The organism is Myxococcus qinghaiensis (genome assembly GCF_024198215.1).
GTDB classification, from domain to species: domain Bacteria; phylum Myxococcota; class Myxococcia; order Myxococcales; family Myxococcaceae; genus Myxococcus; species Myxococcus qinghaiensis.
In genome coordinates this window covers 14,418-39,258 of record NZ_JAKCFA010000016.1, presented here as the reverse complement: position 1 = coordinate 39,258, position 24,841 = coordinate 14,418, and the positions used below count along the sequence as shown (strand labels likewise).

Genomic DNA, 24,841 nt, shown 5'->3' with positions numbered 1-24,841 from the left:
GCGAATGCGCCGCGGCCGACCAACCATGACGCCTGCTCGTCGACTCACCGTGCGGGCCGCTCGCGGAGAGAGGCGTCGGTCTCATGCGCCGCCCTCGCGGGTCCTCGCCAGCCGCGAGCGATAGAGCCGGGCCAGGAAGTCGTAGAGGATGAGTTCCTGGGCGCGCTGGTCGCTCGCCAGCAGCCGGTTGACGTGCATGTGCAGGAAGCTCTCCGCCAGCCCCGCCACGGGGAGCGTGAGCCGGCCTTCGCGCTCGGCCGCCAGGAGCTGCTCCGCGAGGGGCCGCAGCAGGGCCCCGCGCCGCGCCAGGATGTCGTGCCCCGCCTTCCAGGGCCCCGCGTCCGTGGGCGCCGCGTCGAGCATCGACTCCAGCCCCTTGCGCTCCTTGCGGAAGCGCTGGCTGAGCTGGTCCTCGAAGCGCGCGTCGACGCGGAACTCGGTGCCAAACCCCTTGCGGCAGCGACTCGCCACGGCCAGCTTCTGCTCCAGCGACAGGCCGAGCGCGTCCAGCAGCGTGTCCATGCCCAGCAGCGCCAGCCGCCACCGCAGGCTGGCCCCTTCATCTCCAGGGTGGGCCTCCAGCAGCGACAGCACGGCCTCGCTGTCCGCCGCGAAGAGCCTCTCGGACAGGGTGACTCCCACCGGGCCACCGTAGCGCTCCACCTCGCGCTCGTAGGTGTCGAGCTGGAGCTTCCAACCCTCACCCGAGGCCAGCGCGCTCGCGCACGCCGCCTGCAGCATGGGCAGCGCCTCCGCGTACAACCGCTCCGGAGCGCCATGCAGCCGCAGGCGCAGGTGCCAGTCCGGGTCGCCGTAGCGCAGGAAGAACCAGTGGGAGACAGCGCCTGTCTCGGTGAGTCGTCGGAGGACCGGCGCGAGCGTGAGGGTGAGCAGCCGGTCCACGGTGGCGGTGCCCGTGTAGAGCTTCGCGTAGAGCCACTCGGAGCCAGGCGGAAAGGTGCGCGGCACGGACGCGGTGGGGACCGAGGGAGCAGCGTGAGGCGTCCGCGCGAGCGGCTCGCGACGACGGAACGGGAGCACCACCTCGTGCATGTAGCGACCATCCGGTCCGGTGACGCAGAGCTCTTCGGGCGTGGGGTACAGCTCCTCCAGCGTCACGCCCCCGGGGCGATTGCGCGCGAGCTGGACGAATGTGTCCACGCTCAGCACGTTGTCCAGGTCGATGGGCAGCTGGTTGTCGCCCTCCTGGAGACAGACCCAGCGAGGCAGCCGGGCTTGCCTCCGGAAGTGCTGGAGCGCCACGTAGCGCGCGGAGCCCTGCGCCGCCCCCCACGTCTTGAGCGTGTCCGACTCCACGCGCCAGCGCGCCAGCGCCAGCACCACCCGGCCGTGCGTCACTCGGGGGAGGAACGGTGCCTGTGCCAGCGGCCCCCAGGAGAAGGCCAGGCTCTGGACTCCTTGCTGCTGGAGCTGCCCCAGGAAGCGATACGCCCCGAGCCCGAGGGAGAAGTAGTTGTGGGCATGGGACATCCGGGGAATGACCTCTCGCCCCAGCTTGCGGGAGCGGAGCACCAGGCGGCCCTGCTCGACGGAGAGCCACAAGTCGGACAGCTCGAGCCGATGCTCCAGGGGCACACCCGACTGTCCCAGGAAGACGATGTCGTGCTCGCGCAGCGCGGGGCGGCAGATGACGTTGCCCATGCGCCCCTGCGGCAGGTGGACCACCTCCGCGAAGACGGCCTCGGGCCTCAGGGCCTCCTCGGCGCGCAGGTAGTCACGCGTCGCCGCCTCCAGCGCAGGGTCCGCGTGGCAGAACCGCCCGACCATCACCGCGCCCGAGGGACCGGAGAGGCTCTCCAGGATGATTCGGAAGGCGCCGTTGTCCACCTGCTCGGTGCTGGCGCCCACCACCGTCGCGACGATGGAGAAGGCCTCCGGCAAGGGCGGCGCGTCCTTGGACTCCAGCGCGCGGAGGTCATCCTCCGTGAGGTTGAGCTCTCGCGACTGCTCACGCCAACAGGACTCCAGCCGGGTCAGCAGATGGCGCCAGTGCGCCCCACCAGGAAAGCGCCAGTCTCCCTCCTGGCGCGGGAAGGCGAAGCCCTGGAGGAGCGGGCCGGTGCCGCTGCTCGTGCCGCCATCCGCCGCGAAGCCGACGCCAGTCTCTTCGTCGAGCGCCTCCAAGAGCGGCACTGCGCGCGTCTCGTACCGCGCCACGAAGCGCTGCTGGAAGCGCGCGAGCGGTGACACCGCCCCGTTGTTCACGGAGATGCGGTGGAGCACGTCGACAGCGCGCTCGCACGCCTCCACCACGCAGGGGGAGAGCGAGGCCTCTTGCGCGGGGCGGAGCATGTCCACCTGGAAGAGGCGCGGCAGCTCCGCGGGCACGGGCAGTCCCTCGAGCATGCGGGCCACCTCGCGGTAGGACTCGATGGGGACGCCGGGAGGCGCGGCGTCGATGCGACTCAGCGCCTGGTGCGCGGCGGTCAGCTTCGTGCGCGTGGGCTCCAGCGCGGACAGGCCCTCGGATGACGCCAGCAGCGCGGGGATGGGCTCGGGGCCGGTGAGCGGCGGAGCCCAGGTGGGGACCAGGACCTGGGACTCGATGAGCTCCACGATGAAGGCCCGTGCGTCCTCCAGTCCGACGTCGGCGTCATCCTGGGTGAGCGCCTCCGCCAGCGACTCCAGGGACGCGCCACCCCGAGCCCGCGCCAGCGTGGCGTCCAGGTACGACGAGGGCTCCACGGCCACCAGGTGGTAGGTGCGCTCGCGTCCGGTGTGGCGCATCTCCATGTAACGCAGCCGCCCCGCGGTCAGGTACAGGCTGGAGTTGGGGACGTAGGAGAGCTGGGCGCGGACACCGGGCTCCTGCCGCACCTTCTCCACGAGCGCGCAGACGTAGTCCATGTCCAGGCGGGTGTGGCGGCGCAGCTCTTCACGCGGCGAGAGGCGCAACCGTGTCACCGCGCCTGGCCGCCCCACGGAGAGCCCCGCGAACAACCCGAAGGGCGTGCCACGCCCGGCCATCCGCGCGAAGTAGCGCACGAGGGTCCGTTCAACCTTGCGGCCCTGCTCGGAGTCGGCGTTCTCCAGCCAGTAGTGCAGGCTCTCCACCAGCGCGGGGGACGCGATGAAGAGCGCCTCCTGGATGAGCGGCATCTCCACCCACTGGCGCAGGCGAGCGCGCAGCCGCGACGTGTCTTTCTGGAGCGCCGCTTCAAGGTCGCGCGGCGCGGCCTCCGGGCCCTCCAGTCCCTCGCTCCACGACGTGAGCGCGTCGAAGGGCAGCAACGGGGTGCGGAGGACGAAGAAGTCCGCGGCGACGAAGGGAGACACGCGTCCGGGGCGCGTCCGCCCCTCTGCGTGCTCACGCATGTCAGACGAGGGGGAAGGTCGGGGAGGCATGTGACGGGCCGATGTGGTTTCGGAGAAGGAACCCTCGGTTTCCACCATACAGCAACGGCACAGTTATTCCTTGAGGCTGTTGTTTTGCGTGACTTAGGCTCGGATGTCCCGTGCGACCCGTGGGGCGTGCGGTGTGCCATCACTCATCTCGACCCGGAGCACCCAGCCATGAGCACCCGACCCTCGAAGAAGCCCGCCCTCAAGAAGGAGACCCTGCGCACGCTCGAATCCGCCGAGCTGCCCCAGTTGGATGGCGCGGTGGGCGGCGCGACGCCTGGCTTCGGTGTCATCGACATCGATATCGGCAACAGCCCTTCGAAGACGGTGCAGCCCACCGTGGGGCCGCGTACGCGGACGCTGTGATTCAAGCCACGCACGCGCGAAACCCCTTGCATCGTGTGCGGTAGAACCCTCACGGCAGGCAACCTTCACACTGCCTGCCGTGCCCGCCCATCAAGGGCTGGTCGAGTGAACAGAGAATCCCGCAGGAGAGATGCACCTTGGGAAGGCCCCAAAACACACCCCACTTCGAGAAAGGCACCAACACTCACATTGCCTTTGTCTTCGCCTGCCCCGGCTGGCTGGAGCAATTCCACAAACGGCCCGCCGCCGGAGACACGGGGCAGAACCTGCATCGATTCCTGGAGATACTACGGGAATGGGGTGTGCCCGACATCCCTGCCCGCGAGCAATTGACCATCACCAACGCCCACGACGGAGTCATGTACTCCGAGCAGGATGGCGACACCCTGCCCTCAAGACAGCAGATAAGACAGACAGCAAATCTTGACCGCTTGAGGAAGGAGCTGAGACGCATCGCGGGCTGGGTGGTCTTCTGCGGTGAGGAGGCGCACTTCGCTGCATCGCTCCTGGAAGGCCATGCACCGGCAGCACCCAGCCACGGCATCGCTCGAATCCGCCACCTCGGCATGCAGTCAATCAACCAGGAAAAAACAGACATCTTTTCCCTGCCCATCGACGAAGAGACCATCAAGCGCCCCTGGCACAGGGCTCGAGCGCGACTTGAGGTCGTAGCAAAGGACCTCCTCACCCAGATGAACCTCTCTCAATATGTGCCCAGGGCCGAAAATCTGGGACGCGATATCATGTTGGCCCAGCGTGCCTGGGACGAAACAGTCATCGTAGGGCCCCAAAACCTGTCGCAAGCACAAGCCCGTCTTGTAAAGCGCACCGTCAAGGCGATGAACCTGGAGCTTGTTCGAGAGACACCCGTTGGCGACAAGACGCTCGGAACCTATGTCGCCTCAACGTCAAACAGCGCCGCTCCGAGCCAGGTCCCGTAGAGGGGACGGCGACGCGCCCTGCCCTCTTCTTCGCCCACGAAAAAGCCCCGGGCCCCATGCGAGAGCATGGAACACCGGGGCCAGGTGCACGGAGAGCCTCAAAGGGCTCCCGGCAAGTCCTACTGACCGCGCATCAACTGGGACTGCGCGAAGGCGGCGAGCTGCTGGGCGTTGAACTTGCCCTGCGCGATGTCGCCCGCCACGGTGGCGGCATTGCGGACCGTCTCCACGGTGTCCGCCAGCTTGCCCACGTTCTGCGCCTGGCCGAGCATGCTGCTCACGCCCGCCAGCGGGCCACCTGCCACCATGGACAGTCCGTTGTCGATGAACTTGTCCGCGAAAGGCTTTGCCAGCTGGCCAATGCCGAACGGCAGGTTGTCCAGCGCCTTGCCGACGATGTCCTTCAGCGGCCCGGTGATGGCGCTGAGCCCCTTGTCCAGCAGGCCGGAGACCTTGCCGAGCGCCTCGGAGACCTTGCCGAGCGCGTCGCCAATCCCCTTGGCCAGTCCGCCCAGGCCCCCCAGCGCCTTGCCGAGCCCGCCCAGCGCGTTGCTGATGCTGCTGGCGGCCTTGCTCGCGGCGTCAGCGGCCTTGCTGGCCGCGTTGCTCGCGGAGTTGCTCGCGCTGTTCGCGCCGTTGCTACCACCCGCGCCACTGGAGCCGCCGACGGACATGGGATTTCCTCGTGAAATGTAGGTTTACCTGATTATCGAGGACCTGGCGGGAGAGTTGCGTCCGCCGGATTAGAGCTCAGGCACTGGGGGCAGGTCCTTGAGGAGGGCCTGGCCCTTGGCCTCATCGACCTCGGCCCGCGGCTGATTCCCGTCGCCCCGCAGGGAGGGCTTGTTCTGGGAGCCGGACGGGTTCGCCTCGAAGCCCGTGGAGTAGGAGGACGGCGGCCCCAGGCCCAGCTCCCCTCGGGCGGCGCTCTTGAAGAACTCCCCCACCTCCTGGATGGACGGCGGATCATACCCGGCGGCCCGCAGCGCCTCGTCCGGGACGACCTTCAGCACCGGCTCCTTCTCCGGGTGCGTCGCGTAGTCGAGCACCAGCTCCACGTAGGCCGCCAGCTCCATCCCCACCGACTTGGCGATGCGCTGGGTGTCCGGGTCCGCGAGCAGCTCGGCGCGGACATTCTCCACGGGACGCGTGAGGCGGGGCTTCTGCTCGGACATGACGGACCAGCTCCATCGGCGGTGAAGTACGACCTCCAAGGTTAGCCGGACCTGGGAGCGGGCTCCAAGCTGTCGCCCCTTCCAGGCGCTCCCCGCCGTGCGAGCCCTCCACCTGGACAACCCGTCCGGGGACTGTCCACCAGCCGACACTTCTCACGCCCTCCAGGGCACACCCCGAGTGAAGTGTAAAATATAAGGAACTCGGGGATTACTGGCGCCATCCCTGGCGTCGGTCGTCCCTCGTTCCAGACAGTCAAACACTGCCGAGGGAGCCATTACATGCACCATGTCTTGAAGTCCGCCGTCTGCCTTACCGCGCTGCTGGCGGCGCCCGCATGGGCGTTCAAGCCGGAAGCGCCATCCGCGCCGGGCTCACTGGCGAGCCAGGCCTTCTTCAAGCCCGAGCTCACCATCCCCAGCGGACAGCTGTCGCTCGAGGAGGCGCTGCCGAAGCTGAGCCGCGCGAGCGCCAGCGCGTGGGATGACTTCTTCGCGCGCAACGGCCGCGGCTTCCAGGTCTACGTCGATGCCCAGACGGGCACGGCCGCCAACGTCATGGGCTCCATTCCCCTCATCCCGGGCACCGGCGTGGGCAACAAGCTCACGCTGGAGAGCGTGCGCCAGCAGCTCGGGCGCGGCGTCGCGCGGGTGGACTCCGCCGTCGTGGGGGACCTGGTCCTGCGCTTCGTCGGCACCAACCAGGCCGCGCTCGGCGTGGACGTGCTCCAGTTGGGAGAGCCCCGCGTCGAGCAGATCTCCGAGCACCTGTGGCAGGTCTCCATCCCCCAGCAGCTCAAGGGCATCCCCGTCCGCTACGGCCGCCTGGCGGCCACCATCAGCCACGGCAACCTGGTGCTGATGGGCACCGAGTCCTGGGCCAACGTGGGCATCTCACCCCTCCCGCTGCTCGCCGCCGAGCAGGCGATGATGACGGGCTTCGAGCGCTTCGGCATCTATGAGAGCCCCCCGACGCTCTGGAAGCAGCCCACGCTCGAAATCGTCCCCGTGGCCCGCCAGGGCGCGGGCTTCGGCGAGTCCTACGGCCACCAGCTCGTGTGGAGCTACGGCTTCCAGCAGCCGGGTGAGCACCAGCGCTGGAAGGTCACCGTCGACGCCACCCGCGGCGAGGTGCTGTCGCTCGAGGACGACAACCACTACTTCGACGAGACCATCAAGGGCGGCGCCTTCCCGCTGACCAACACGGAGTCCTGCACCGCCACGGCGACGTGCGGGGTGAGCTTCGCCAACACGCCCATGCCCTGGGCCGACACCGGCTTCGCGGCGCCGGACGACTACACGGACAGCGCCGGCGTCTTCAACTACACGGCGGGCACCACCACCACCACGCTCAACGGCAAGTACATCCGCATCCAGGACAACTGCGGCCCCGTCACCGCCTCCGCCGCGGGCACCATCGACCTGGGCGGCGTGACGACGCAGCACGACTGCGCCTCGCCGGGCTTCTCGCTGGGCAACACCTCCGCGTCGCGCAGCTCCTTCTACGAGCTGAACCGGATTGCCCAGATTGCCCGAGGCTGGCTGCCCACCAACGCGTGGCTCAACGGCCAGCTCACCTCCAACATGAACATCGTCAGCACCTGCAACGCCTTCTGGACCGGGTCCACGGTCAACTTCTTCCGCAGCGGCGGCGGGTGCCGGAACACGGGCGAAATCGCCGCCGTGTTCGACCACGAGTGGGGCCATGGCATGGACGACAACGACGTCGCCGGCACGCTGTCGAACTCCAGCGAGGCCTACGCGGACATCGCGGCCATCTACCGGCTTCCCACGTCGTGCGTGGGCCACGGCTTCTTCCAGACCGTGGACCAGGGCTGCGGCATGACGCCGGACGGCACGGGCTACAACGTGAACGAGGCCCAGACGGGCGCGCCCTGGTGCGCCAGCCGCTGCTCGGGCGTGCGTGACGCGGACTGGGCGGCCCAGGTGCCCAACACGCCCGCCACGCCGCAGAACTTCGTCTGTGGCCGGTGCGGCGGCGGCGGCGGACCGTGCGGCAGGCAGGTCCACTGCGCGGCGTCTCCCGTCCGTCAGGCGGCGTGGGACCTGGTCGCTCGCGACTTGCGCGCCGCGCCCTTCAACTACGACGCCAACACGGCCAACATCATGGGCAACAAGCTGTTCTACCAGGGCAGCGGCAACATCGGCACCTGGCACGCCTGTGACTGTACGCTCGGCACGTCGAGCGGCTGTGCCGCCACCAACGGCTACATGCAGTGGCTGGCCGCGGACGACGACAACGGCAACATCGTCGACGGCACGCCGCACATGTCGGCCATCCACGCCGCCTTCGCCCGCCACAACATCGCCTGCTCCGCGCCGGCCCGCATCAATGCGGGCTGCTCGGGCGGCCCCACCGCGGCGCCCACCCTCGCGGTGACGCCGGGTGTCGGCCAGGCATCCCTGTCCTGGAGCGCGGTGGCCGGAGCCAACCAGTACTGGGTGATGAAGTCCGACGGCTTCGCCGCGTGCAACTTCGGCAAGGCGAAGGTCGCCACCGTCACCGGCACCACGTACACGGACACGGAGGTGATGGCGGGACGCCAGCACTGCTACTCCATCGTCCCCGCCAGCAGCAACGCCTGCTACGCGCCCGCCAGCACCTGCACCTGCACCACGCCGACCTGAGGTGACGGGTGAGTCCCGGCGCGGCCCCGTCAAAGGCCGCGCCGGTGTTTCCGGCTCAGCTCGCTAGTAGATGAACGTCACCGTCGAGTTGCACGGATGGGTGCCGTTCACCACGTCCGTCAGGGTGATGTCGTTCGCCGGGTTGACGGTCGACTTGGGGAAGCCCCCCTGGCCGGGGAGCCACGGCCACGGCGCGCCCGAGTTGAACCGGGTGAAGCCGCCCGTCGGGGTGTAGATGGGGTAGGTGGGATTCGACGGGTTGGGGTTGGAGAAGATGGTCAGCGTGGCGGCGCAGCTCGCGGGCGCACCGACCGGGAACTCGATGCCCACCTCCTGGTCCACGTTCGGGCGGCTGTTGTAGAGGACGACGAAGGGGATGCTCGGCGTCACCGTGTCCGTGAAGGGCACGAAGGTGTTGCTCGCGTTCTGCAGCGCGAGGTTCAGCTTGATGTCGTAACAGCTCGCGGGGAAGCCCACGAACTCGACGATGGTGCAGGCGGGGTTGGTGAACTCCAGGTCGATGTTCCAGGTGCCGAGGCCGCCGTTGGAGGGGACGACCGAGCTGGGCGTGGACGCCGGTCCGCCGATGAGCGTGAAGGTGCTGCCGGAGCTGTCCGGGCGGAAGTTGGCACGCTGCTCCACCCAGCGGTTGATGGTGGCATCGAACCGCCACGCGGCGGCACGGCAGGCCCCCGTGAACACGCAGGCCGGCATCACCCCGCCGGCCGCCTGAGGAACGCGGATGGAGACCTGGGCGGTCCGGTCCTTGGCCAGGTTCAGCGCCTGGCCATCCGCGGTGGTCGCGCCGATGAAGAAGGCGCCCACGGACTCCAGGGCGACTGTCTGGCCATTCTGGTTCACCGCCGTGTAGTCACCGGGCATGTCACGCGGACCGTAGGTGGCGGCGGAGACGAGCACCGTGCCCGTCACCGGCTGGCCGGCGGCGTTGACCAGGGAGCCCGCGGGGATGTTCACCACCAGGCCGCCCGTCTCCATGACGATGTTCTGCGTCGAGCTGAACTGCTTGATGGGCGCGCGCGGCAGGACGTGGGTGATGTTGAGCCGGCTCGCGCTCAGGTAGTCCGTATCCGGCGCGAAGCCCGACTTGCTCACGCTGATGACGTAGCCGTTCGTGTTGGTGACGGACACGAAGTACTTGCCCGCCGTGTCCGTGGTCCGGTTGATGCCGTTGATGACCACCGTGGCGCCGGCAATCGGCTGGCCGCTGGGGTCCACCACGGTGCCGGTGAAGGTCGCCAGCTCCTGCGACACCGTCCCTTCGAGCACCTCCCCGGGAGCCTTCTGCGAAGGCTCTACCGCGGGACCTTCAAGGCACCCGAACGAAAGCACCGCGGGCGCCAGGACTGCGAGACACCAATTCCTCATCGTCATGACAGGTTCTCCTCGGCTGCGTTTACGGCGGCCGGGGACCAAGGACTGGCGCCGGCCGGCACGGCGAGGACACCGTAATGAAAAAGTGAAGAAGCACACACTCCGGGTATGCCCGAAAGGACAGGTGAGTGTTGAGTGGTCGACGATTCACCCCGGGTCGCTCGTGCCCGCCCACTCGATGGCGCAGGGCGGCAAAGGGGCCCTCTTGCGGCTCGCCGGACGCTCCGAAGGCTGGGCGGTCCTCCAACGACAGCTCATCCCTGCTTGGGGGGAAGTTGTTCATCCCCTCGCCGCCCTCTGCTCCTCCCATCCGCACGACTGCCCCGCCGTGGCTGACTTCAATAATGGCGACGGGTCTGGGGATTACGCTCGGCTCGACAGCGCCAACACCCGCTTCGTGCAGGCCAACGGCACGGGGACCGGCTCGCTCAGGGTGTCTGTGTATGCTTCGACTCCCAGTTGCCATGGCAATCGACCTTGCATTCAGTGACCGGGATGCCAAGGCAGCGACGTTCATGCTGAACGTGTTCCTGCCTCCGTGAGGGCCCTCCGCATGTCACGAGCGCGGGCGACCAAACGGCTGATGTCCCTTCAGGAGAAGTACTGGAAGCTGCTGGCGAACGCGGGAGCCAGGACGGTGAATGATAGTGTCTAGGCTCCCAAGCAGCCCCGTGCCCTCATGAACTGCCACCCTTGGACCGAACAAGACGATGACGACTCCCTCGTGAGGCTCATGAAGCTTCCCAAGGAGATCGACGCCAAGAGCTACATGCTCACCAAGGGCGTTCCGGTGAGCAGTTGGTTCCCCTCCGACGTTGTCTTCGACTTCGCGCCCAATGGCGGCATGAAGCCAGGGGACTCCGTCCGCAACGTGCTGGGCCTGCACATCGTCTCGGAGAAGCTCCGGGACATCCTCGTCTCCAGCGCGGGTGCCCGCTTCGAGTTCCTGCCCGTGAAGCTGCGCAACCACAAGAAGAAGCTCGTGCCAGAGCCCTACTACGTGGCCAACCTGCTCGACGTGGTGTCGTGCGTAGACCGGGCGCGCTCGGTCTTCACCGTGAACGAACTGTTCAAGGACAGGCTCCGCGACTTCGAGAGACTGGTGCTGGACCCTGGCAGGCTGGGGCCAGACACGAAGCTCTTCCGGCTGGGGGAGAACACGGAGTTGGTCGTCGTCCGAGAGGACCTGGCTCGCGCCATCCTCCATGCCGGCTGCACGGGCATGAAGTTCATGCCCATGGAGGACTACGGCGCGGAGCTCAGACTCAAGGACAACTACGACCTCTGAGTCCAAGACCTGCCCCATGCGCACCGTCATCCTCAACCTCAGCCTCGAGTTGGAGCCATTGCGCGAGGCCCTGGGCAAGCCAGCAGCGTCGCCGGCTCAGCACGCGCGGCGGCTGCACGAGGTTTCTCGGCATGAACGCATGCTGGGAATCGCCTTGCTGCTGGCGGAGGCGGACACCGACGGATTCTTCAGCCACTTGACCCTGTCGGCTGAGGCCCATGCCCGACTGTTGCGCGAAGCGAGGGACAGCGGGCAGGCCACACGCTTCGCGGGGACTGGCAACTTCCACCCTTTCTGCGACGCGCTGGTCGCCGGACAAGTCCCTCTTGCACGGGAGATGGCGCGCCTGGCGCCGGAGCAATGGATACCCGGCGAGGAGTACGAGGAGGACTTCGTCTACGGCCGCTTCCTCCACGCCCTGCTGCTTGACGGCGACCAAGGACTGGAGCAGCAAGAGGCGCTGCTTGACCGGATGGCCAGGCTGGACCCCGAATGGGAGCCCCGCCAACGCCTGTGCCGAGCGCTCTTCGAGCGGGATGCCCACGCCTTCGAGGTCGCGCTGGTGGAAGCAGCCAGCGAACACCAGCGGCGCTGCGACGAACTCGCGGCGACACGCTTCTCCCCTACCCTGGAGAACCATACGGAGCGCTATGTCTTCATTGAGGGACTGGCCCTGCTTCGTCTGGCGAAGGCGGCGGGACTCCAGACAGAGCCAGAGCACAAGCTCATGCCGTCCCTGGCGCGATGGAGGGACTGAGGCAGGGGTCCGGAACCTGTCAACGCGGGTGTGACAACGAATTCGTGAGATGACTGCACGGGTGCCTATCCAGGCAGCCAGCTCGAAACGGTGGACGAATCTCCCCCGGCAGGTCAGTCCCATGGGAGCGACGTCCCCGCTCCTTTCCGCGCCCCTCATGGGCTGTCACACTTCCAGGCGCACCCACAGATATCAGAATGGCGTTGAGGGAGCGGTGCTTCGCCGCGCCTCGACCCTCCGGAAGGCCTTGCTTGAAAACGTTCGCGTCGAAAGCCGAGGGGGTTCCGGACACCAGGCCCGAGCACGAACACGCCGCCAGGAGCGGCGTGAGCGACAGTCCCTCGGAAGGCACCGCCGCGGGCCCCTCGCTGCCCCAGGGCCCGAGGGTCGCCTCGTTGATGCAACTCCAGTCCATGTACGACCGGAGTCCACGCGTCACCGCCCAGGCGAAGCTGGCGAGCGCGCTGTCACCCCCACCCGTGCAGCGGAAGAAGAACCGCACGGGCCTGCCCGACACCCTCAAGGCCGGCATCGAGTCGCTCTCCGGCAAGTCCATGGACGCGGTCCAGGTGCACTACAACTCCTCCCAGCCCGCGCAGCTCCAGGCCCACGCCTACGCTCAGGGGACCGACATCCATCTGGCCCCCGGTCAGGAGCGCAACCTGCCTCACGAGGCCTGGCACGTCGTGCAGCAGGCCCAAGGGCGTGTCTCGCCGACAGCGCAGACCCAGGGCGTCGCCTTGAACGACGAAGCCACCCTGGAGGCGGAGGCGGACCGCATGGGCGCGCGCGCCGCCTCCAGCAGGGTGGAGAACGACGCGCAACCCACGCAGCGAGTCGCATCCGCGGGCGGCACGGTGCAACGCTCCGTCATCCTGGGGAGGACGCCCACGTCCTGGTACCACCTGTTCTCGGGCTCGACGATGAAGCGGCTCCTGACGATGGACGACTACGACGATGTCCTGGCCAAGGTGATGGCGTACCTCCTGGAACTGCCGGACAAGGCCACCCCTGAGGACGGAGTCAGCTCCAAGAATGTCGCCGCGTGGAAGGGCCTGAAGGAACATGCCCTCAAGAATGAAGGTCAGATAGCGAGGACCCTCGCCCGCTGGATTGGCGCGCATACGACGGCGGTCGCCTCGACCACGGGCGTCGACGAGCGGGCCGAGTGGAAGGAGTTCGAGTCCATCGAGGAGCTGGCGCTCGCCCTGGCGCATGAAACGCATCCCCAATACCAGAAGAACCTGGCGTTCGAAGGCCAGCTGGCCGACCTCGTCAACAACGACGACTGGGTGAGGACGCAACTCGAATCCCTCCGGGAGAAGGTCGACGAGTTCATGGGGGCGGAGGTCTCGTACTTCCGACAGCTCGTCGAACCGCTGGAGCGTCGCCTGGTCGGCAGCTATTCCTGGCAGAAGACCGTCACCAGCCTCTTCAGCGTGTTCAAGGACACCGACAAGCGCGAGCCCACCGGGGCCATCTCGGAGAACAAGCAGGTCATCACCGCGCAAATCACCTTCCTGCATGACTTGATGGAGCGCTGGAGCTCGTCGGGCGCCGGGTCCATGGCGGCGAAGCTCCACGAGACGCTCGGCGTCGTGCCGGTGTTGCCGGATGCGCCCGACAAGGCGTTCGAAACCACCATGCTCGATGAGGACCGCTCCGAGTTCACCGGAAGCAAACCTCCGAGCGTCCGGCACTACCGAGCCACCAAGAAGGTGGACCAACAGGAACGCGACGAAGTCCTGCTCGACCTGACCATCACACGGGCAATCCGCGCGGCGGAGAAGTCGCTCGCGGCCCTCGACAGGATTGGGCGTCTGCGGCAGGCGGTGACGCAGGCCTCGACCCCCGATGAGAAGGAGGACCTGGAGCGGGAGATCGCCGAGCTGGAGAGCAGAATCGAGGCCCGCAAGGCCAGGCTCGCGTTCGAGGGCCTCGGACAGCTCAGCTTCAACGACAACCAGACGCCCCAGCAGACCGTGGAGGGCCGCGTGGAAGAGGGACAGAAGCTGCCGCCCTACGGAATGATTGCCAGCTACCTCAAGACGCAGCAGCAGGAGCGCGCCAAGGACAAGCTGAAGCGCGTCACCGTCGGGAACATCGACAAGTCGTCGAAGGCCAAGGGGCGGCGCAACGTCGGCACCCGGCTGGAGAACAACCCGGACACGCTGCTCGCGCGGCTCATGTCAGCGCCCATCACCGCCGGGCGCTCGATGACCACGGCGCGGATGCTGCAACTCGTCGAGCGGGTGGGAGGCTCCGACGAGGAGAAGACGGCGGTGGCCTACGCGCTGTTCGCCTTTTGGGCGCGCACGTACAACCAGGGCCTGACGCCGGTCCACACCTTCCACGAGACACTGGACGTGGCGCAGAACTTCGGCGTTCCCTACAAGGCGTTCCACTACCCGACCTCGGTGGACGGAACGCTCGACCTGATGACGCCGGGCGGGTTCGTCCCCATGTCCGAGGTGGCGGGAGGCTCCGTTCCTGACGGGGAGTGGGACGCCGGTGAGCATGGCAGGGAACACATGCGGCGGTGGAACGCGTTCCGAAGCCTGCTCGACACCGTGCCCCGCGCCATCCGCCTTGGCGGGCGGGATGACGAGCACGGCAGGGACGAGGTAGACCTCGACTTGATGCATGTCGGTGCCGATTCAGCGACGAAGAAGCAGGAGGGTGGCTCCGAATCCGTTCGTCGCGGCTTCCCGGCGGACGAGTTCCCTCTCAGGCGGAATGAAGGAGGCGGAGACTGCCTGTTCCACGCCCTGGAGGGACACGACCTGGACGCCACCGAGGTCCTCGCGCTGCGGCGCCAAATCGCCGACGTGAGGCGGCAGATGCCTCAGGACCGGGACAACATCAACGCCTGGAACATGATTGCCGCCCTCCATCAGACGCCGAGAACCACCACGTCCGCGCACCGGCTGATGGCCGACCGCGACGAGGTCCCCAACGACGTCTACGCCTCGATGCAGGAGGTCCCCGGCATCTACGCCGGGGACGATGAACTGGTCCAGTACTGCCAGTTGAAGGGCATCCGCGTGGCCGTGGTGTCCTGGAACGGCGAGCTGCAGATCGCCGACGGCCACGGAATCCAGCAGGTGAACTACGACGAGGGCGGGCAGGCAGAGGCGCTGCAGGGGGTGCTGGCCGCGACCGACCTCGCCCTCTACAAGTCACCGGGGCATTGGGAGCGAATCGACAGGTGACCTTCACCAAGATTCACGGCGTCTTCGCTGGCGGCCCGCTCTTGTTCGCGCTCTTTCCCAGACGCTCGCGAAGCGATGCGTTCTCGCGCTCCAGGGACTGGAGCCGCTCCATCAAGGGATTCGTCAGCTCGCGCACCTCGTCCTCCGTGAAGCGTGGGGTGATGTGCTGAGGGCAGTTCCAGTCCAGTCCCTCGACATGCAGCACGAAGATGCGTTCGGCCGGTGCGTTTCCCGCGACGCGGGAGAAGGTCTCCGGGTCGTCGGCGCGCGTCACCGTCGTGGCGCGTGCCAGGACCTTGAGTCGCGCGCGGTTTGGATAGTCGACGAAGATGAGCGCGACGCGCTCGTCGCTCGCGACATTGCCGACAGAGATGTACTGCCGGTTGCCTCGCAGGTCGGCGAAGGCGAGCGTCCGCTCGTCGAGGACGTGCACGAACCCCTTGGGCCCACCGCGATGCTGGATGTAGGGCCAGCCCGACTCTCCGATGCTGGCCATGTAGAAGCTGTCACGCTCGCCGAGGAAGCCCACCTCGTCCTCGCCGAGTGTGTCGGGGGTGCTCGGGCCCTGCTCCAGACGCGCGTAGGAGCGACGACTCCCCATCCGCTCCTGGGCGGCCTTCACCTGGGGAGTGAAGGCGATTTCCGAAAAGCCGCGCATCGTTCGTCTCCTTTCGTGCTCAGCAGGCGTGGGGGTGAACGGCAGAGAAGCCGTCCCCGCGCCCCGTGGAGGCGGTTCGTGCCACCACACCAGGAACATGGCGCCCTGCCCCGTCGATGAGAATGAGCAGTCAGTGCAATCCATTTTTGCGTATTCTGGAAGAATCATGGACCGCCTTGATTCGCTCCGCGCCTTCATCGTCGCCGTCGACCGAGGCAGCCTGTCCGCCGCCGCGCGAGCACTCTCCCGCTCTCCAGCCTCTGTCACCCGCGCCATCGCCTCGGTGGAACAGCGCCTCGGGACGACGCTCCTGCGCCGCACGACGCGCTCGCTCCGGCTGACAGAGGCGGGCGAGCGCTACCTCACCGTGGCGCGCCGCGTGCTGGCCGACCTCGACGACGCGGAGAAATCCGCGGGCGCGGCGGCGGCCGAGCCGCAGGGGCTGCTCACCGTGACGGCGCCCAGCTTGTTCGGCTCGCTCCATGTGCGCCCGCTCGTGGATGAATACCTCGCCGCGAACCCGCAGGTGCGCGCGCGGATGCTCCTGCTCGACCGTGTCGTCAGCGTGGTCGAAGAGGGCATCGACGTCGCGGTACGCATCGGCCAGCTCGCTGACTCCGCGCTCATGGCGACCACCGTGGGGAGCGTGCGCCGCGTCGTCGTCGCGAGCCCCGCGTATCTCGCGCGGCACGGGCGACCGACCTCGGCCGCGGCGCTCGCGGAGCACCGCTGCATCGTCTGCACCGGCATCACCCCGAACGACACGTGGACGTTCGGCGCGCGTCGGGAGGGGGAGCGTGGGAAGCAGGTGCGGGTGACGCCGGTGCTGAGCGTCAACCTCGCGGAGGCCGCGATAGGTGCCGCGACGAACGGCGTCGGCGTGACGTGCGTCCTCTCGTATCAGGTCACCGAGTCCGTCCGCTCCGGCGCGCTCGTGGTGCTCCTCGCCGAACTCGCGCCGCCCCCGGTGCCGGTGCACCTCGTCTATCCCGCGACGAGCGCGCGCACGGCGAAGGTCCGCGCATTCGTGGAGCTGGCGGCGCCTCGCCTTCGAGCGACGCTCGCCGAGCGGAAGGGGCGTCCCCGCGCCGTGTAGCAGCGTGGGCAGTTCGTTCCTTGAGCCCACTCAGCCGCCCCTCCCGGAGTCCCCCCCGCGCGCCCGCTCAGTCGACTCGCGCGTAGAGGGAGGCGGCGGCCTTCAACCGCTCCATGGCTCCGGCATCGAGCTTTCGCTGGCAGCTCAGGCGAAGGCCCCGGTCACTGAACCTGGCTGCCGCGCGAAGGACTGTCACGAGCGAGTCGACGTGGCGCTCACTCACCAGCGTTGCCTGCACGGGCACCTCCGCGCCAAGGTCCACCGAAAGCTTCCAGGCTCCCGCCAGGGAGGCATCGAAGCGATGCAGCCTGGGCGCCAGGGAAGAAGCGGCGCAGAGGGCCACCGCGCTCGGCTCGGCCCTGGAGAGCTCCAGCCAGGTCAGGTGCGGCAGCGCGGCCAGTGCCTGGAACAGCCTGGGCTCGCGCGCGCCCTTCACCTCCAGGCGCCGCACGGGCAGCGCATGGGCGCCCAGCTCACGCGCCAGCGCCTCCGACACGTTCCTCATCCGCACCACGCCACGCAGGTGCGGATGCGTAAGCCACCGACTCCAATGCACGGCGGGTCCAGCCCATTCGGCAACGTCGTTCCAGTCGAGTTCCTCCACCGTGCCCCAGGCCGGCCCTGGCACGGGCTCGCCCTGCGCGAAGATGGACTCCTTCATTCGGACCGCCACGGGAAAGCCTCGTGCGAAGCGTGCGCACCCCCGCTCGATGACGGACCCCAGCGGCGCCTCCCACTTCTCCCGGTTCGCCACCAGCAGTTGGAGGATGCGGTCCTCGTCGGGCACCTCGGCGTACTGGAGCACGATGAATTCACCCAGCGGGTCGCCCAGCTCTAGCAACTGGTCGGCCAGCACCCTCCGCGAGGAGTCATCCTCCGGCACGGCATGGATGCGGGCGAGCAGCGCTTCCCGCGTGGAGGAGACCCGACGCTCCGTGGCCGTCCGTGCATCGATGGCCTCCCGCAACACCTCACACCGGGCCTGCGTCTCCTCGTCGAGGATGGGAGGAACCCATGCGGCCCCCATGCGGATGACGATGTCGAGCTTCTCCGCCCAGAAGGACAGCCCGGCGGGGAGTCTGCCTCGCAGCGCATGAAGGACGTTCACGTCGTAGGGCGGCCCCACGTGCATGAGCAACCCGCACAGCGCGTCCAGGACCTCGGAGTCCTCGGCCACCGGCATGAGCGCGATGGCGAGCAGCGGAGGCACGAGCCGGGGGTCCGCCGCCCGCTCTCGAAACTTCGGGATTCGCCACGCGGTCTCTTGCCGATTCCCCTGCCTCGCATGCGCCAGGAGCGCCATCAGCTCCCTTGGCAGGTCCATGAGATGCCTCGGCTCGCGCGTCTGCCACCAGGAGGAGCTGACGTCGAGCGGAGTGAGGCCGACCGCGAGGCGGTCCGAGAGCTGCTGCGCGAGCGCGATGAGGGGCTCCGCGCGGGCTTCAGACCAGCCCTCCAACAGCCGCTGGAGTGCCTCCTCCTCTTCATGTCGCTCGAAGGACTCCGTCGCGCGCGCCAGGAGGTCGTTCAGGATGTTGCTCACCTCGCCAGCGTAGCGGACCGCCGCCCCGATGCCGACCCACGCCGCACGTGCCCGCCTCGATGACCTGTCCATAGGACAGCGTCACGTTCCGGTTGGCGGTGTTCCGCGAGCCGCTGTTCGTATGTGTGACACTGAATGCATAGCTCCCCCGAAGAGCGCCACAGGCCGGTCCACCATGTTCCGCGCCCTTGCCAGCAGGAGGGGGGCCGCACTTCTCATTCTTGAACCCGGTACGTGGGTTCATGAAAGCGCGTGGCGCGTGTCGGGCCCCCATCCTCCCGACACGGCGCCACGGGCTCACGGAAGGGCCTGTGGACGGAAGCCCGACCTCAGGGCGACAGCTTCAGGATGAGGCCCTTGCCGCCCTCGGCGGAGTACTCCGTCTGGTCGACGCGGATGACCTCGCCATCCTCGAGGTAACCGCCGAAGAGCGTCTGACCCGAGGACGTCACGCCCAGCAGCGTCAGGTTCAAACCCTCTCCCACGGCGCGGGACCAGCGGTGGGTGCCGTCGGGGCCATGACTGACCACGAAGGGGCTCTCCTCGCTGGCCTGATAGGGATTCAAGGTGCCGCCCCCCAGGTCCGTCTCGTAATCGAACACACCGCCCGTCACCAGGTTGCCCTGGGCGTCCACGAAGAGGCCGGAGACGTATTCGCGGAAGATGCCGCCGTACAGGCGCCCCCAGCGGTCCGCCGCGGAGGACTCGAGCACCCCCAGCACCATGTCGGAGTTCTCCGTGGCGTTCGTCAGTGATGTGCCCGCGAAGGTGAAGGTGCCGCGGACATCGCCGCTGAAGGCCACGGCATCTCCCGGCAGCACCGCCACCCCTGTGATGTTGCCCCGAGCCCCTTCGAGGCGACGCACCCAACCCTGCTCACCGGTGGACTGGAAGCGCGCGATGAAGGGCGTGTTCCAGGGCACCGAGCCCAGTTCGTTGGTGCCGCTCGTGGTACCACCCACCAGAATGGCGCCCTGGCTGTCGGTCGCCACGGACAGACCGAGCGTGTCTCAGTCGGCGCCCGCAGCATAGGCACGGGACCACATGTGCGTCCCATCCCAGGCGAACTTCGCGAGGAACATCCCCCGGCGGGCGGTGGGTTCCCGGCTGAAGGGCCCCGCGTCCAGAATCCCTCCGCCCAGGTCCATGCGGCCCCGGAAACCGCCGGTGATGATGATGCTGCCGTTCGCGTCGGTGGCGATGCCGCTGGCCGCGGGATGTCCCTGCTGGGGCGTTCCCTGCTCATCGATGAACGCGCGGAAGGCCTTGCCCCAGACGAACTGCCCGGAGGGACTGAACTTCGCGATGAAGAAGCCATTCATGCCGGTCCCCGTGCCAGGAAGGGGGCCGGTGCCGAAGTCCAGCGGGCCCATGAAGCTGCCGTGCAGGAGGACGTTGCCCAGGGGCGTCAGCTCGATGCCGCCGAACGTCGCCCAGCCCTGGACCGTGGGGAAGTCCCGAAGCCACGCCTGGGAGCCATTCGCCCCGTAGCGGGTCAGCCGCATCCCCATGGCGGTGTCCGTGGAGTACGTCTCCACGGTGACGAAGCCGCCATTGGCGTCCGTGGCCAGGGCCCGGGGCAGCGTATCCGGGCGGAGGACCTGGGTGACGGCACCACCGGTGCCCCGGTGTTGGCACCGGGGCTGGCCCTCACGCACCCGCAGCCGAAGCACGGGGCCCCGGTCATACCGGGGATGCCGGGTCGAGACGAAGTCCGTGCCGTCCCCCGCCTCGGGGAGGAGGGCAAAGGAATACAGGCCATTGCCTGTCACGTGGGCCGTGACGTCGTACTCCACGAAGGTGCCGGAGGCGACGGCGCCCACGTTCGCGAGCGGGGCGCCGAGCGGAGCGGGGCGGTTGTTCCACGTCAGCGCATAGGCGGACCAGTCCGGGCTGGTGGCATGGACGGCGGGGCCGTTGCTGGAGCCATCCTGGGCGTAGAGCCTCAGCGTCGCCTGGAGGATGTTGACGGTCGATGCGACATCGACCCGGAAGCGCAAGTACGCCTCCTGCCGGGGGGGGGCCGTCGGAGAGGAGCACCTCGGACGTGTCGTGCGGCGTGTCAGGCGCGTCCCGCGCGACGTACGTGTCGTCCAGGGGCCTCCACGACGGGGTGTACTCGGCCCCCAGGTCCTCACAGCCGGGAGGCAAGGCCTCCGCGGCCGCCGTCACCTCCGTGGCCTGAAACTGCGCCTCCCCGGCGGTCTCCACCACCGCGCCGCCACATCCCACCACCATCCCCATGATGGGCAACCAACCCCATCTCTTCCCGCACTGTGTCGCAATCACTTGCGCCTCCTGGACCCGATGTCCGTCGCCAGGTGATTGCACCCGCAGTACCAATCAAAGACATCCCCGGGTCCCAGGAAGCGTGAAGGAGTCATCGTGTCCGCGCGGTTGGGAATGGCGCCTCTGTTTCCCTGTCATGCCGGAACAGTGGCCCGGGAGGGCAGCGGAATGTCCACATACACTCCGACCGCGCACGGATTCCGAAGACTGCCTCATGCTCAGCACCCCTCGAAGTCGACGAAGAGGGGCCAGATGAGCAGCAAGCCCTTCGAGTCCACCACGCGCACCCAGCCTTGCCGACGCGAGGCGCCCACCCCGGGCCGGGCCTCCTCGGGCACGTAGTCCAGGACCTCCGCGTAGTCGCCCACCCGGCGCCCCAAAACCACCGTCTCGAAGAGCATGCGGTCCACCACGGCCGCTGAGTCATCAGGGGCCTGGCGCAACACCTGCTTCTGGTCGCCGTGGCGGAGGGCCTGGAACTCGACGCCCCTGTCCTTGAAGGCCGCGAGCGTTCCCAGGCTCTCGACGGTGACGAACGCCGCCGTGGGGCTGTCCAGCGAGCCTCTTCGAAGCCAGACCTGCTTCCCGTTCCGGAGGTCGATGGTGACGCGGGCATAGACCTCCCCGGGTTGCGTCGGTGAGCCCGCGAGCTCGACGCGCTCGACCGCCGGGTAGCAGTACCCCTCGAAGAAGCTTCCCTCCCGCGTGAGGCTCAAAGGGCGCGTCTCCTCCTTCCGGATGACACCGCTGAAGGAGAAGCCATCACGGCCGCGCGTGTAGACCGGCACCTCGTTCGTGGTGTCCTGGGTGAACTCGACGCAGACCACATCCGTGACGTCGCGCAGGAACGCATCGGGAATGGCCGCGCGAGGGGGGAAGGTCGTCTGCTCGTCCGCGAACGAGGGCAGCGCCCACAACGCCACGGCGAGAGCACACGAGCGGAAGGTGGAGCGAAAGGCATTCATGGCCGCACCCGATTGCAGCACGCGGGCCAGCCCACTTGCCTCGAGCAAGCCAGCGTAACGACAGCGCCCCGAGACAGTCGGAGACCCGCCGTGTGGCTGGCCAGCCGCACCGTGTGTCGGACTCCCTCAACGAGGGGTCGTCCTGGGGCGCGCGTCCCTGGACAAGCGTTGCACGACCCGCCTCGCCGCCCCAGGTTTGAGGACCCGGCACCGCGTGTCGGTGGTGGGAATCGCCGGGCGTGGACAATCTCTGAACACGAAAGCGGCCCTGCGTCCGTGCCCTTCGCGCGGGGTCATGACAGCCCTTCTCGGCTCCGGGCCATTCTGGCTGAACGTCGCATGGCCAAGGAGGCCTGTCCCATGGGCCCGGGCCAGCGCCTCCCACCAGGTTGGGCTGAACCCAGCGGTCCAGCCCAACCTCGCGCGTTGCGCCCCAAGTCACGAACACCCCAACCGACCAGGTCTTCAAGCTTTCACACTCCCTGTGAAATTCTAGACTCAGCACATCCCACAGTGTCAGATGAAACAACACCCGGCAGAGCTGTTCCGGGTGCTCATCAGAGGGGGAAGTTCCAACATGACGAAGCAAGTCGAGACGAGGCGGGCGCCCGCATTGCGGGGCGTTCCTGCTGGGATACGTGTGCGGTTGGGTTTGGGGACGCTGTGCGCGGGACTGGCGCTCCTGCCAGGGGCCGCGCTGGCGGCGGCGCCCATGGGGGCTGTGCAGAGCATTTCATCGGATGGGTACGTGAGGGGTTGGGCCTATGCCCCCAACGTCCCGTCGGGCTCGGCCGAGGTGCGCTTCTACCTGGACGGCCCCTCCGGGCCGCTCTTGGGCACCGTGCAGGCCAACGAGTTCAGTGCCGCCGCGCAGGCGGCGGGCATCTCCGGCAACCGGGGCTTCAGCTTCCAGCTCCCGCTGCAGGACCGGAACGGCCAGGCGCACACCGTCTACACCGTCGCCTCGGACCCGTCGTTCGACGATGGCGGCGCTGTGAACATGGCCACCGCGTGCACCATGAGCAACGGCGCCGGAGCGGAGGCGCGGGCCCGCGGCTCCGACGATGCGTTCTCGTGGGAGTGTTTTCGCAGGCCGGGCGACAACAACGTAGGAGGGCCGGACCTGTGGGGCTACTGCGCGACGAAGGGCAGTGGCTTCGAGCCCTATCTCAAGGGCCCGGTGGTCGCGACGAATGCGGCGTACAACTGGGTCTGCCGCAAGCCCCAGACCTACACACTGGACATGAACGTCGCGTGCACCAAGAACTTCGGCTCGGGTGTCGAGGGGCGCGCCACCAACGCCAATGACGCCTACACGTGGGGCTGCTTCCGGACGACCTCCGTGCCCGAGACGAGGGTGGTGGATCCCGACCTGAATGGCTATTGCACGCAGCGGGTGGGCTCGGGCTACTACCCCACCCTGAACGGCCCCCAGGTTGGCTCCTATGCCTCGTACAACTGGGTCTGCCGCAAGTCGGGCTACTCCGACCAGCCCCTCATCATGAACACCGCCTGCCAGATTCGGAACGGCGCCAGCTCCTTTGCTCGCGCCAGTAACATCAACGACGCGTACACCTGGGGCTGCTACAACCCCGCCGTCGCCGTGGGGACGCGCGTCGGCAGCCCGAACCTCGAGGCCGCCTGCCTCGACAGGCATTCGACCGCGACGCCCTTCCTCGATGGCCCGCAGACGGGTCCGGGAGCGGCGAGCAAGTGGATGTGCCGCGCCTCCCTCAACGAGTCGGCGCTGGTGATGCAGACCGCCTGCACGATGCGCGACGCCAACTCCCAGGCGCGGGTGGCGAACGCGAATGACGCGTACACCTGGGCGTGCTGGGTCCAGAGCACCACCACCACGGTGGTGAACGGGCCCGACCTGGGCGGCTACTGCTCGACTTATGCAGGCAGCGGCTACGAGGCGAAGGTGGCTGGCGCTCCCCAGGGCACCAACGCGTCGACCCTGTGGCGCTGCCGCAAGCCTCGCACCTCCCCCGCCTCGACCCACCTGGGCTCGCCCTCGTACAACCTGGGCCTGCCCGCCACCCAGTCCGAGACGCTCCACTACGTCTCCATGCACCTGCCCGACGTAGCTGGGGCGACGCGCGCCAGCGGGACCTTCTACCCGTGGCCCGGCCGCAAGGTCGCCATCCAGACCCCGCGGGCCAACGGGCACTACAACTCCTCGGCCGCCTCGGACAACAACCCCGCGGTGATGGCGAAGATTGTCCAGGTCCTGGATGCAGCCTACGACTGGTACGTGGACGCGACGGGCCGCACGCCCCCTACCGCCAATCACTACCAGAGCCGCCTCACCTTCACCGTCATCGAGCCCAACTGCGGCGCGGCCTGCGGGCGCCTGGGCAGCACCGGCATCGAGCTGTCCAACGCGACGTACGAGGCCCTCTACAAGGGCGTCCGCGACTCACTCGCCGACCCGACGACGTATCCCCGGCCCACCTTCGACCAGGCCGTCTTCTATGAGCTGGGCCGCAACTTCTGGCTCTTCGACCCTGAGCTCGCCTACAAGGACAAGATCATCGGCCCTGACGGCAAGGAGAAGGGCAACGGTGGCAGCGTCGTCACCGGGTACGCGGTCGCCATGCGCTTCTACTCCATGGAGGCCGCGGGCGTGGACGGTGCCAACTTCGGGAGCCTGTCCTTCCCCGCCCTCAAGCAGGATGTCTACGATCTGGTGGACACGTACCTGTCGAACACCAGCCTGACCTGGAACAACACCCTGGCCCAGGACAAGGGCATCCCGAGCGTCTACGGGGGCGCTGACCTGTTCGCGTCCTTCGTGATGCGGATTGCCAGCGCCCACCCGGACCGGCAATTCATCAAGCTGGTGTGGAAGTACGCGGACAACCAGCCCAACGCCAGCACCACGCAGCAGACGGTGGACAACTTCATCGTCGCGACCAGCCTCGCGGCGAACACGAATCTGACCGCCGTGTTCAGCGGGTGGCGCTGGCCTGCTCCAAGCGCCACCGCGCTCTCGAAGATCAGCCATCTGAATTCGCCGAACCTGTCGAAGTACGGGCTGTAGCGGCGGGCCGGTGAAGTCAGTCGCGGAGGGTGGATGCTTCCGCGATGCTTCGAACTCTCCCAGGGGGATACTGTCCTCCTGGGGGAGTTGGCGCAGGGCTGGGC

General features: G+C 68.0%; 17 protein-coding genes. 8 read left to right on the top strand and 9 right to left on the bottom strand.

Annotation, left to right across the window (positions count from 1 at the left end; genetic code table 11):
* Window positions 1-81: 81 nt before the first annotated feature.
* Complete coding sequence (locus LZ199_RS27555) at window positions 82-3,297, bottom strand: lantibiotic dehydratase (RefSeq protein WP_253996745.1); 3,216 nt, start codon at window positions 3,295-3,297, stop codon at window positions 82-84.
* Window positions 3,298-3,534: 237 nt separating this feature from the next.
* Between LZ199_RS27555 and LZ199_RS27550 the strand changes: the two genes are divergently transcribed.
* Both LZ199_RS27550 and LZ199_RS27545 read left to right on the top strand, forming a co-directional pair.
* Window positions 3,535-3,729, top strand: coding sequence for a hypothetical protein (locus tag LZ199_RS27550; protein WP_253996744.1), 195 nt, complete (start codon window positions 3,535-3,537; stop codon window positions 3,727-3,729).
* 137 nt (window positions 3,730-3,866) lie between these two features.
* Window positions 3,867-4,670, top strand: coding sequence for a hypothetical protein (locus LZ199_RS27545; RefSeq protein WP_253996743.1), 804 nt, complete (start codon window positions 3,867-3,869; stop codon window positions 4,668-4,670).
* A gap of 119 nt (window positions 4,671-4,789) precedes the next feature.
* Here the strand turns inward: LZ199_RS27545 and LZ199_RS27540 are convergent, their stop codons facing one another.
* Together LZ199_RS27540 and LZ199_RS27535 are read right to left on the bottom strand one after the other, a co-directional pair.
* Window positions 4,790-5,344 (bottom strand): hypothetical protein, encoded by a 555-nt coding sequence (locus LZ199_RS27540; RefSeq protein WP_253996742.1) that lies wholly within the window; start codon window positions 5,342-5,344, stop codon window positions 4,790-4,792.
* A gap of 69 nt (window positions 5,345-5,413) precedes the next feature.
* Entirely contained in the window at window positions 5,414-5,845 is a 432-nt protein-coding gene (locus tag LZ199_RS27535) for a hypothetical protein (RefSeq protein ID WP_253996741.1), read from the bottom strand.
* Window positions 5,846-6,124: 279 nt separating this feature from the next.
* Here LZ199_RS27535 and LZ199_RS27530 point away from each other — a divergent pair, with 279 nt between their 5' ends.
* The gene (locus LZ199_RS27530; RefSeq protein ID WP_253996740.1) at window positions 6,125-8,491 is read left to right on the top strand and encodes a hypothetical protein; all 2,367 of its coding nucleotides are present in this window, start codon (window positions 6,125-6,127) and stop codon (window positions 8,489-8,491) included.
* Window positions 8,492-8,554: 63 nt separating this feature from the next.
* On the opposite strand, the gene LZ199_RS27525 is transcribed toward LZ199_RS27530, so the two are convergent.
* The gene (locus tag LZ199_RS27525) at window positions 8,555-9,883 is read right to left on the bottom strand and encodes a carboxypeptidase-like regulatory domain-containing protein (RefSeq protein WP_253996739.1); all 1,329 of its coding nucleotides are present in this window, start codon (window positions 9,881-9,883) and stop codon (window positions 8,555-8,557) included.
* Window positions 9,884-10,562: 679 nt separating this feature from the next.
* Here LZ199_RS27525 and LZ199_RS27520 point away from each other — a divergent pair.
* The 3 genes from LZ199_RS27520 (at window position 10,563) to LZ199_RS27510 (ending at window position 15,140) form a co-directional block, all read left to right on the top strand.
* On the top strand, window positions 10,563-11,171 hold the full coding sequence (locus LZ199_RS27520) for an imm11 family protein (RefSeq protein ID WP_407667254.1): 609 nt from the start codon (window positions 10,563-10,565) through the stop codon (window positions 11,169-11,171).
* A gap of 16 nt (window positions 11,172-11,187) precedes the next feature.
* Window positions 11,188-11,928 (top strand): Imm49 family immunity protein, encoded by a 741-nt coding sequence (locus LZ199_RS27515; RefSeq protein WP_253996737.1) that lies wholly within the window; start codon window positions 11,188-11,190, stop codon window positions 11,926-11,928.
* A 326-nt stretch (window positions 11,929-12,254) separates the two neighbouring features.
* The gene (locus tag LZ199_RS27510; protein WP_253996736.1) at window positions 12,255-15,140 is read left to right on the top strand and encodes an eCIS core domain-containing protein; all 2,886 of its coding nucleotides are present in this window, start codon (window positions 12,255-12,257) and stop codon (window positions 15,138-15,140) included.
* A gap of 13 nt (window positions 15,141-15,153) precedes the next feature.
* Here the strand turns inward: LZ199_RS27510 and LZ199_RS27505 are convergent, their stop codons facing one another.
* Entirely contained in the window at window positions 15,154-15,798 is a 645-nt protein-coding gene (locus tag LZ199_RS27505; protein WP_253996735.1) for a pyridoxamine 5'-phosphate oxidase family protein, read from the bottom strand.
* Window positions 15,799-15,964: 166 nt separating this feature from the next.
* Here LZ199_RS27505 and LZ199_RS27500 point away from each other — a divergent pair, with 166 nt between their 5' ends.
* Complete coding sequence (locus LZ199_RS27500; protein WP_253996734.1) at window positions 15,965-16,894, top strand: LysR family transcriptional regulator; 930 nt, start codon at window positions 15,965-15,967, stop codon at window positions 16,892-16,894.
* Window positions 16,895-16,961: 67 nt separating this feature from the next.
* Here the strand turns inward: LZ199_RS27500 and LZ199_RS27495 are convergent, their stop codons facing one another.
* The 4 genes from LZ199_RS27495 to LZ199_RS27480 all read right to left on the bottom strand — a co-directional run bounded on the left by LZ199_RS27495 (window position 16,962) and on the right by LZ199_RS27480 (window position 21,691).
* Window positions 16,962-18,437, bottom strand: a complete 1,476-nt coding sequence (locus LZ199_RS27495) for a hypothetical protein (protein WP_253996733.1) — start codon at window positions 18,435-18,437, stop codon at window positions 16,962-16,964.
* Between the two features lie 329 nt (window positions 18,438-18,766).
* Window positions 18,767-19,429: a hypothetical protein gene (locus LZ199_RS27490; protein WP_253996732.1), complete on the bottom strand. Its 663-nt coding sequence runs from the start codon at window positions 19,427-19,429 to the stop codon at window positions 18,767-18,769.
* 18 nt (window positions 19,430-19,447) lie between these two features.
* Complete coding sequence (locus LZ199_RS27485; protein WP_253996731.1) at window positions 19,448-20,437, bottom strand: CBM96 family carbohydrate-binding protein; 990 nt, start codon at window positions 20,435-20,437, stop codon at window positions 19,448-19,450.
* 507 nt (window positions 20,438-20,944) lie between these two features.
* Entirely contained in the window at window positions 20,945-21,691 is a 747-nt protein-coding gene (locus tag LZ199_RS27480; protein ID WP_253996730.1) for a hypothetical protein, read from the bottom strand.
* Window positions 21,692-22,268: 577 nt separating this feature from the next.
* Between LZ199_RS27480 and LZ199_RS27475 the strand changes: the two genes are divergently transcribed.
* Complete coding sequence (locus LZ199_RS27475) at window positions 22,269-24,737, top strand: hypothetical protein (protein ID WP_253996729.1); 2,469 nt, start codon at window positions 22,269-22,271, stop codon at window positions 24,735-24,737.
* The last annotated feature ends 104 nt before the right edge of the window (window positions 24,738-24,841 follow it).

What these genes read in the sequence shown, in the direction of transcription:
- LZ199_RS27505 (WP_253996735.1), bottom strand. Translation starts at nt 15,798, where the DNA reads ATGCGCGGCTTTTCGGAAATCGCCTTCACTCCCCAGGTGAAGGCCGCC.
- LZ199_RS27530 (WP_253996740.1), top strand. Translation starts at nt 6,125, where the DNA reads ATGCACCATGTCTTGAAGTCCGCCGTCTGCCTTACCGCGCTGCTGGCG.
- LZ199_RS27500 (WP_253996734.1), top strand. Translation starts at nt 15,965, where the DNA reads ATGGACCGCCTTGATTCGCTCCGCGCCTTCATCGTCGCCGTCGACCGA.
- LZ199_RS27535 (WP_253996741.1), bottom strand. Translation starts at nt 5,845, where the DNA reads ATGTCCGAGCAGAAGCCCCGCCTCACGCGTCCCGTGGAGAATGTCCGC.
- LZ199_RS27520 (WP_407667254.1), top strand. Translation starts at nt 10,563, where the DNA reads ATGAACTGCCACCCTTGGACCGAACAAGACGATGACGACTCCCTCGTG.
- LZ199_RS27480 (WP_253996730.1), bottom strand. Translation starts at nt 21,691, where the DNA reads ATGAATGCCTTTCGCTCCACCTTCCGCTCGTGTGCTCTCGCCGTGGCG.
- LZ199_RS27540 (WP_253996742.1), bottom strand. Translation starts at nt 5,344, where the DNA reads ATGTCCGTCGGCGGCTCCAGTGGCGCGGGTGGTAGCAACGGCGCGAAC.
- LZ199_RS27475 (WP_253996729.1), top strand. Translation starts at nt 22,269, where the DNA reads ATGACGAAGCAAGTCGAGACGAGGCGGGCGCCCGCATTGCGGGGCGTT.
- LZ199_RS27515 (WP_253996737.1), top strand. Translation starts at nt 11,188, where the DNA reads ATGCGCACCGTCATCCTCAACCTCAGCCTCGAGTTGGAGCCATTGCGC.
- LZ199_RS27550 (WP_253996744.1), top strand. Translation starts at nt 3,535, where the DNA reads ATGAGCACCCGACCCTCGAAGAAGCCCGCCCTCAAGAAGGAGACCCTG.
- LZ199_RS27525 (WP_253996739.1), bottom strand. Translation starts at nt 9,883, where the DNA reads ATGACGATGAGGAATTGGTGTCTCGCAGTCCTGGCGCCCGCGGTGCTT.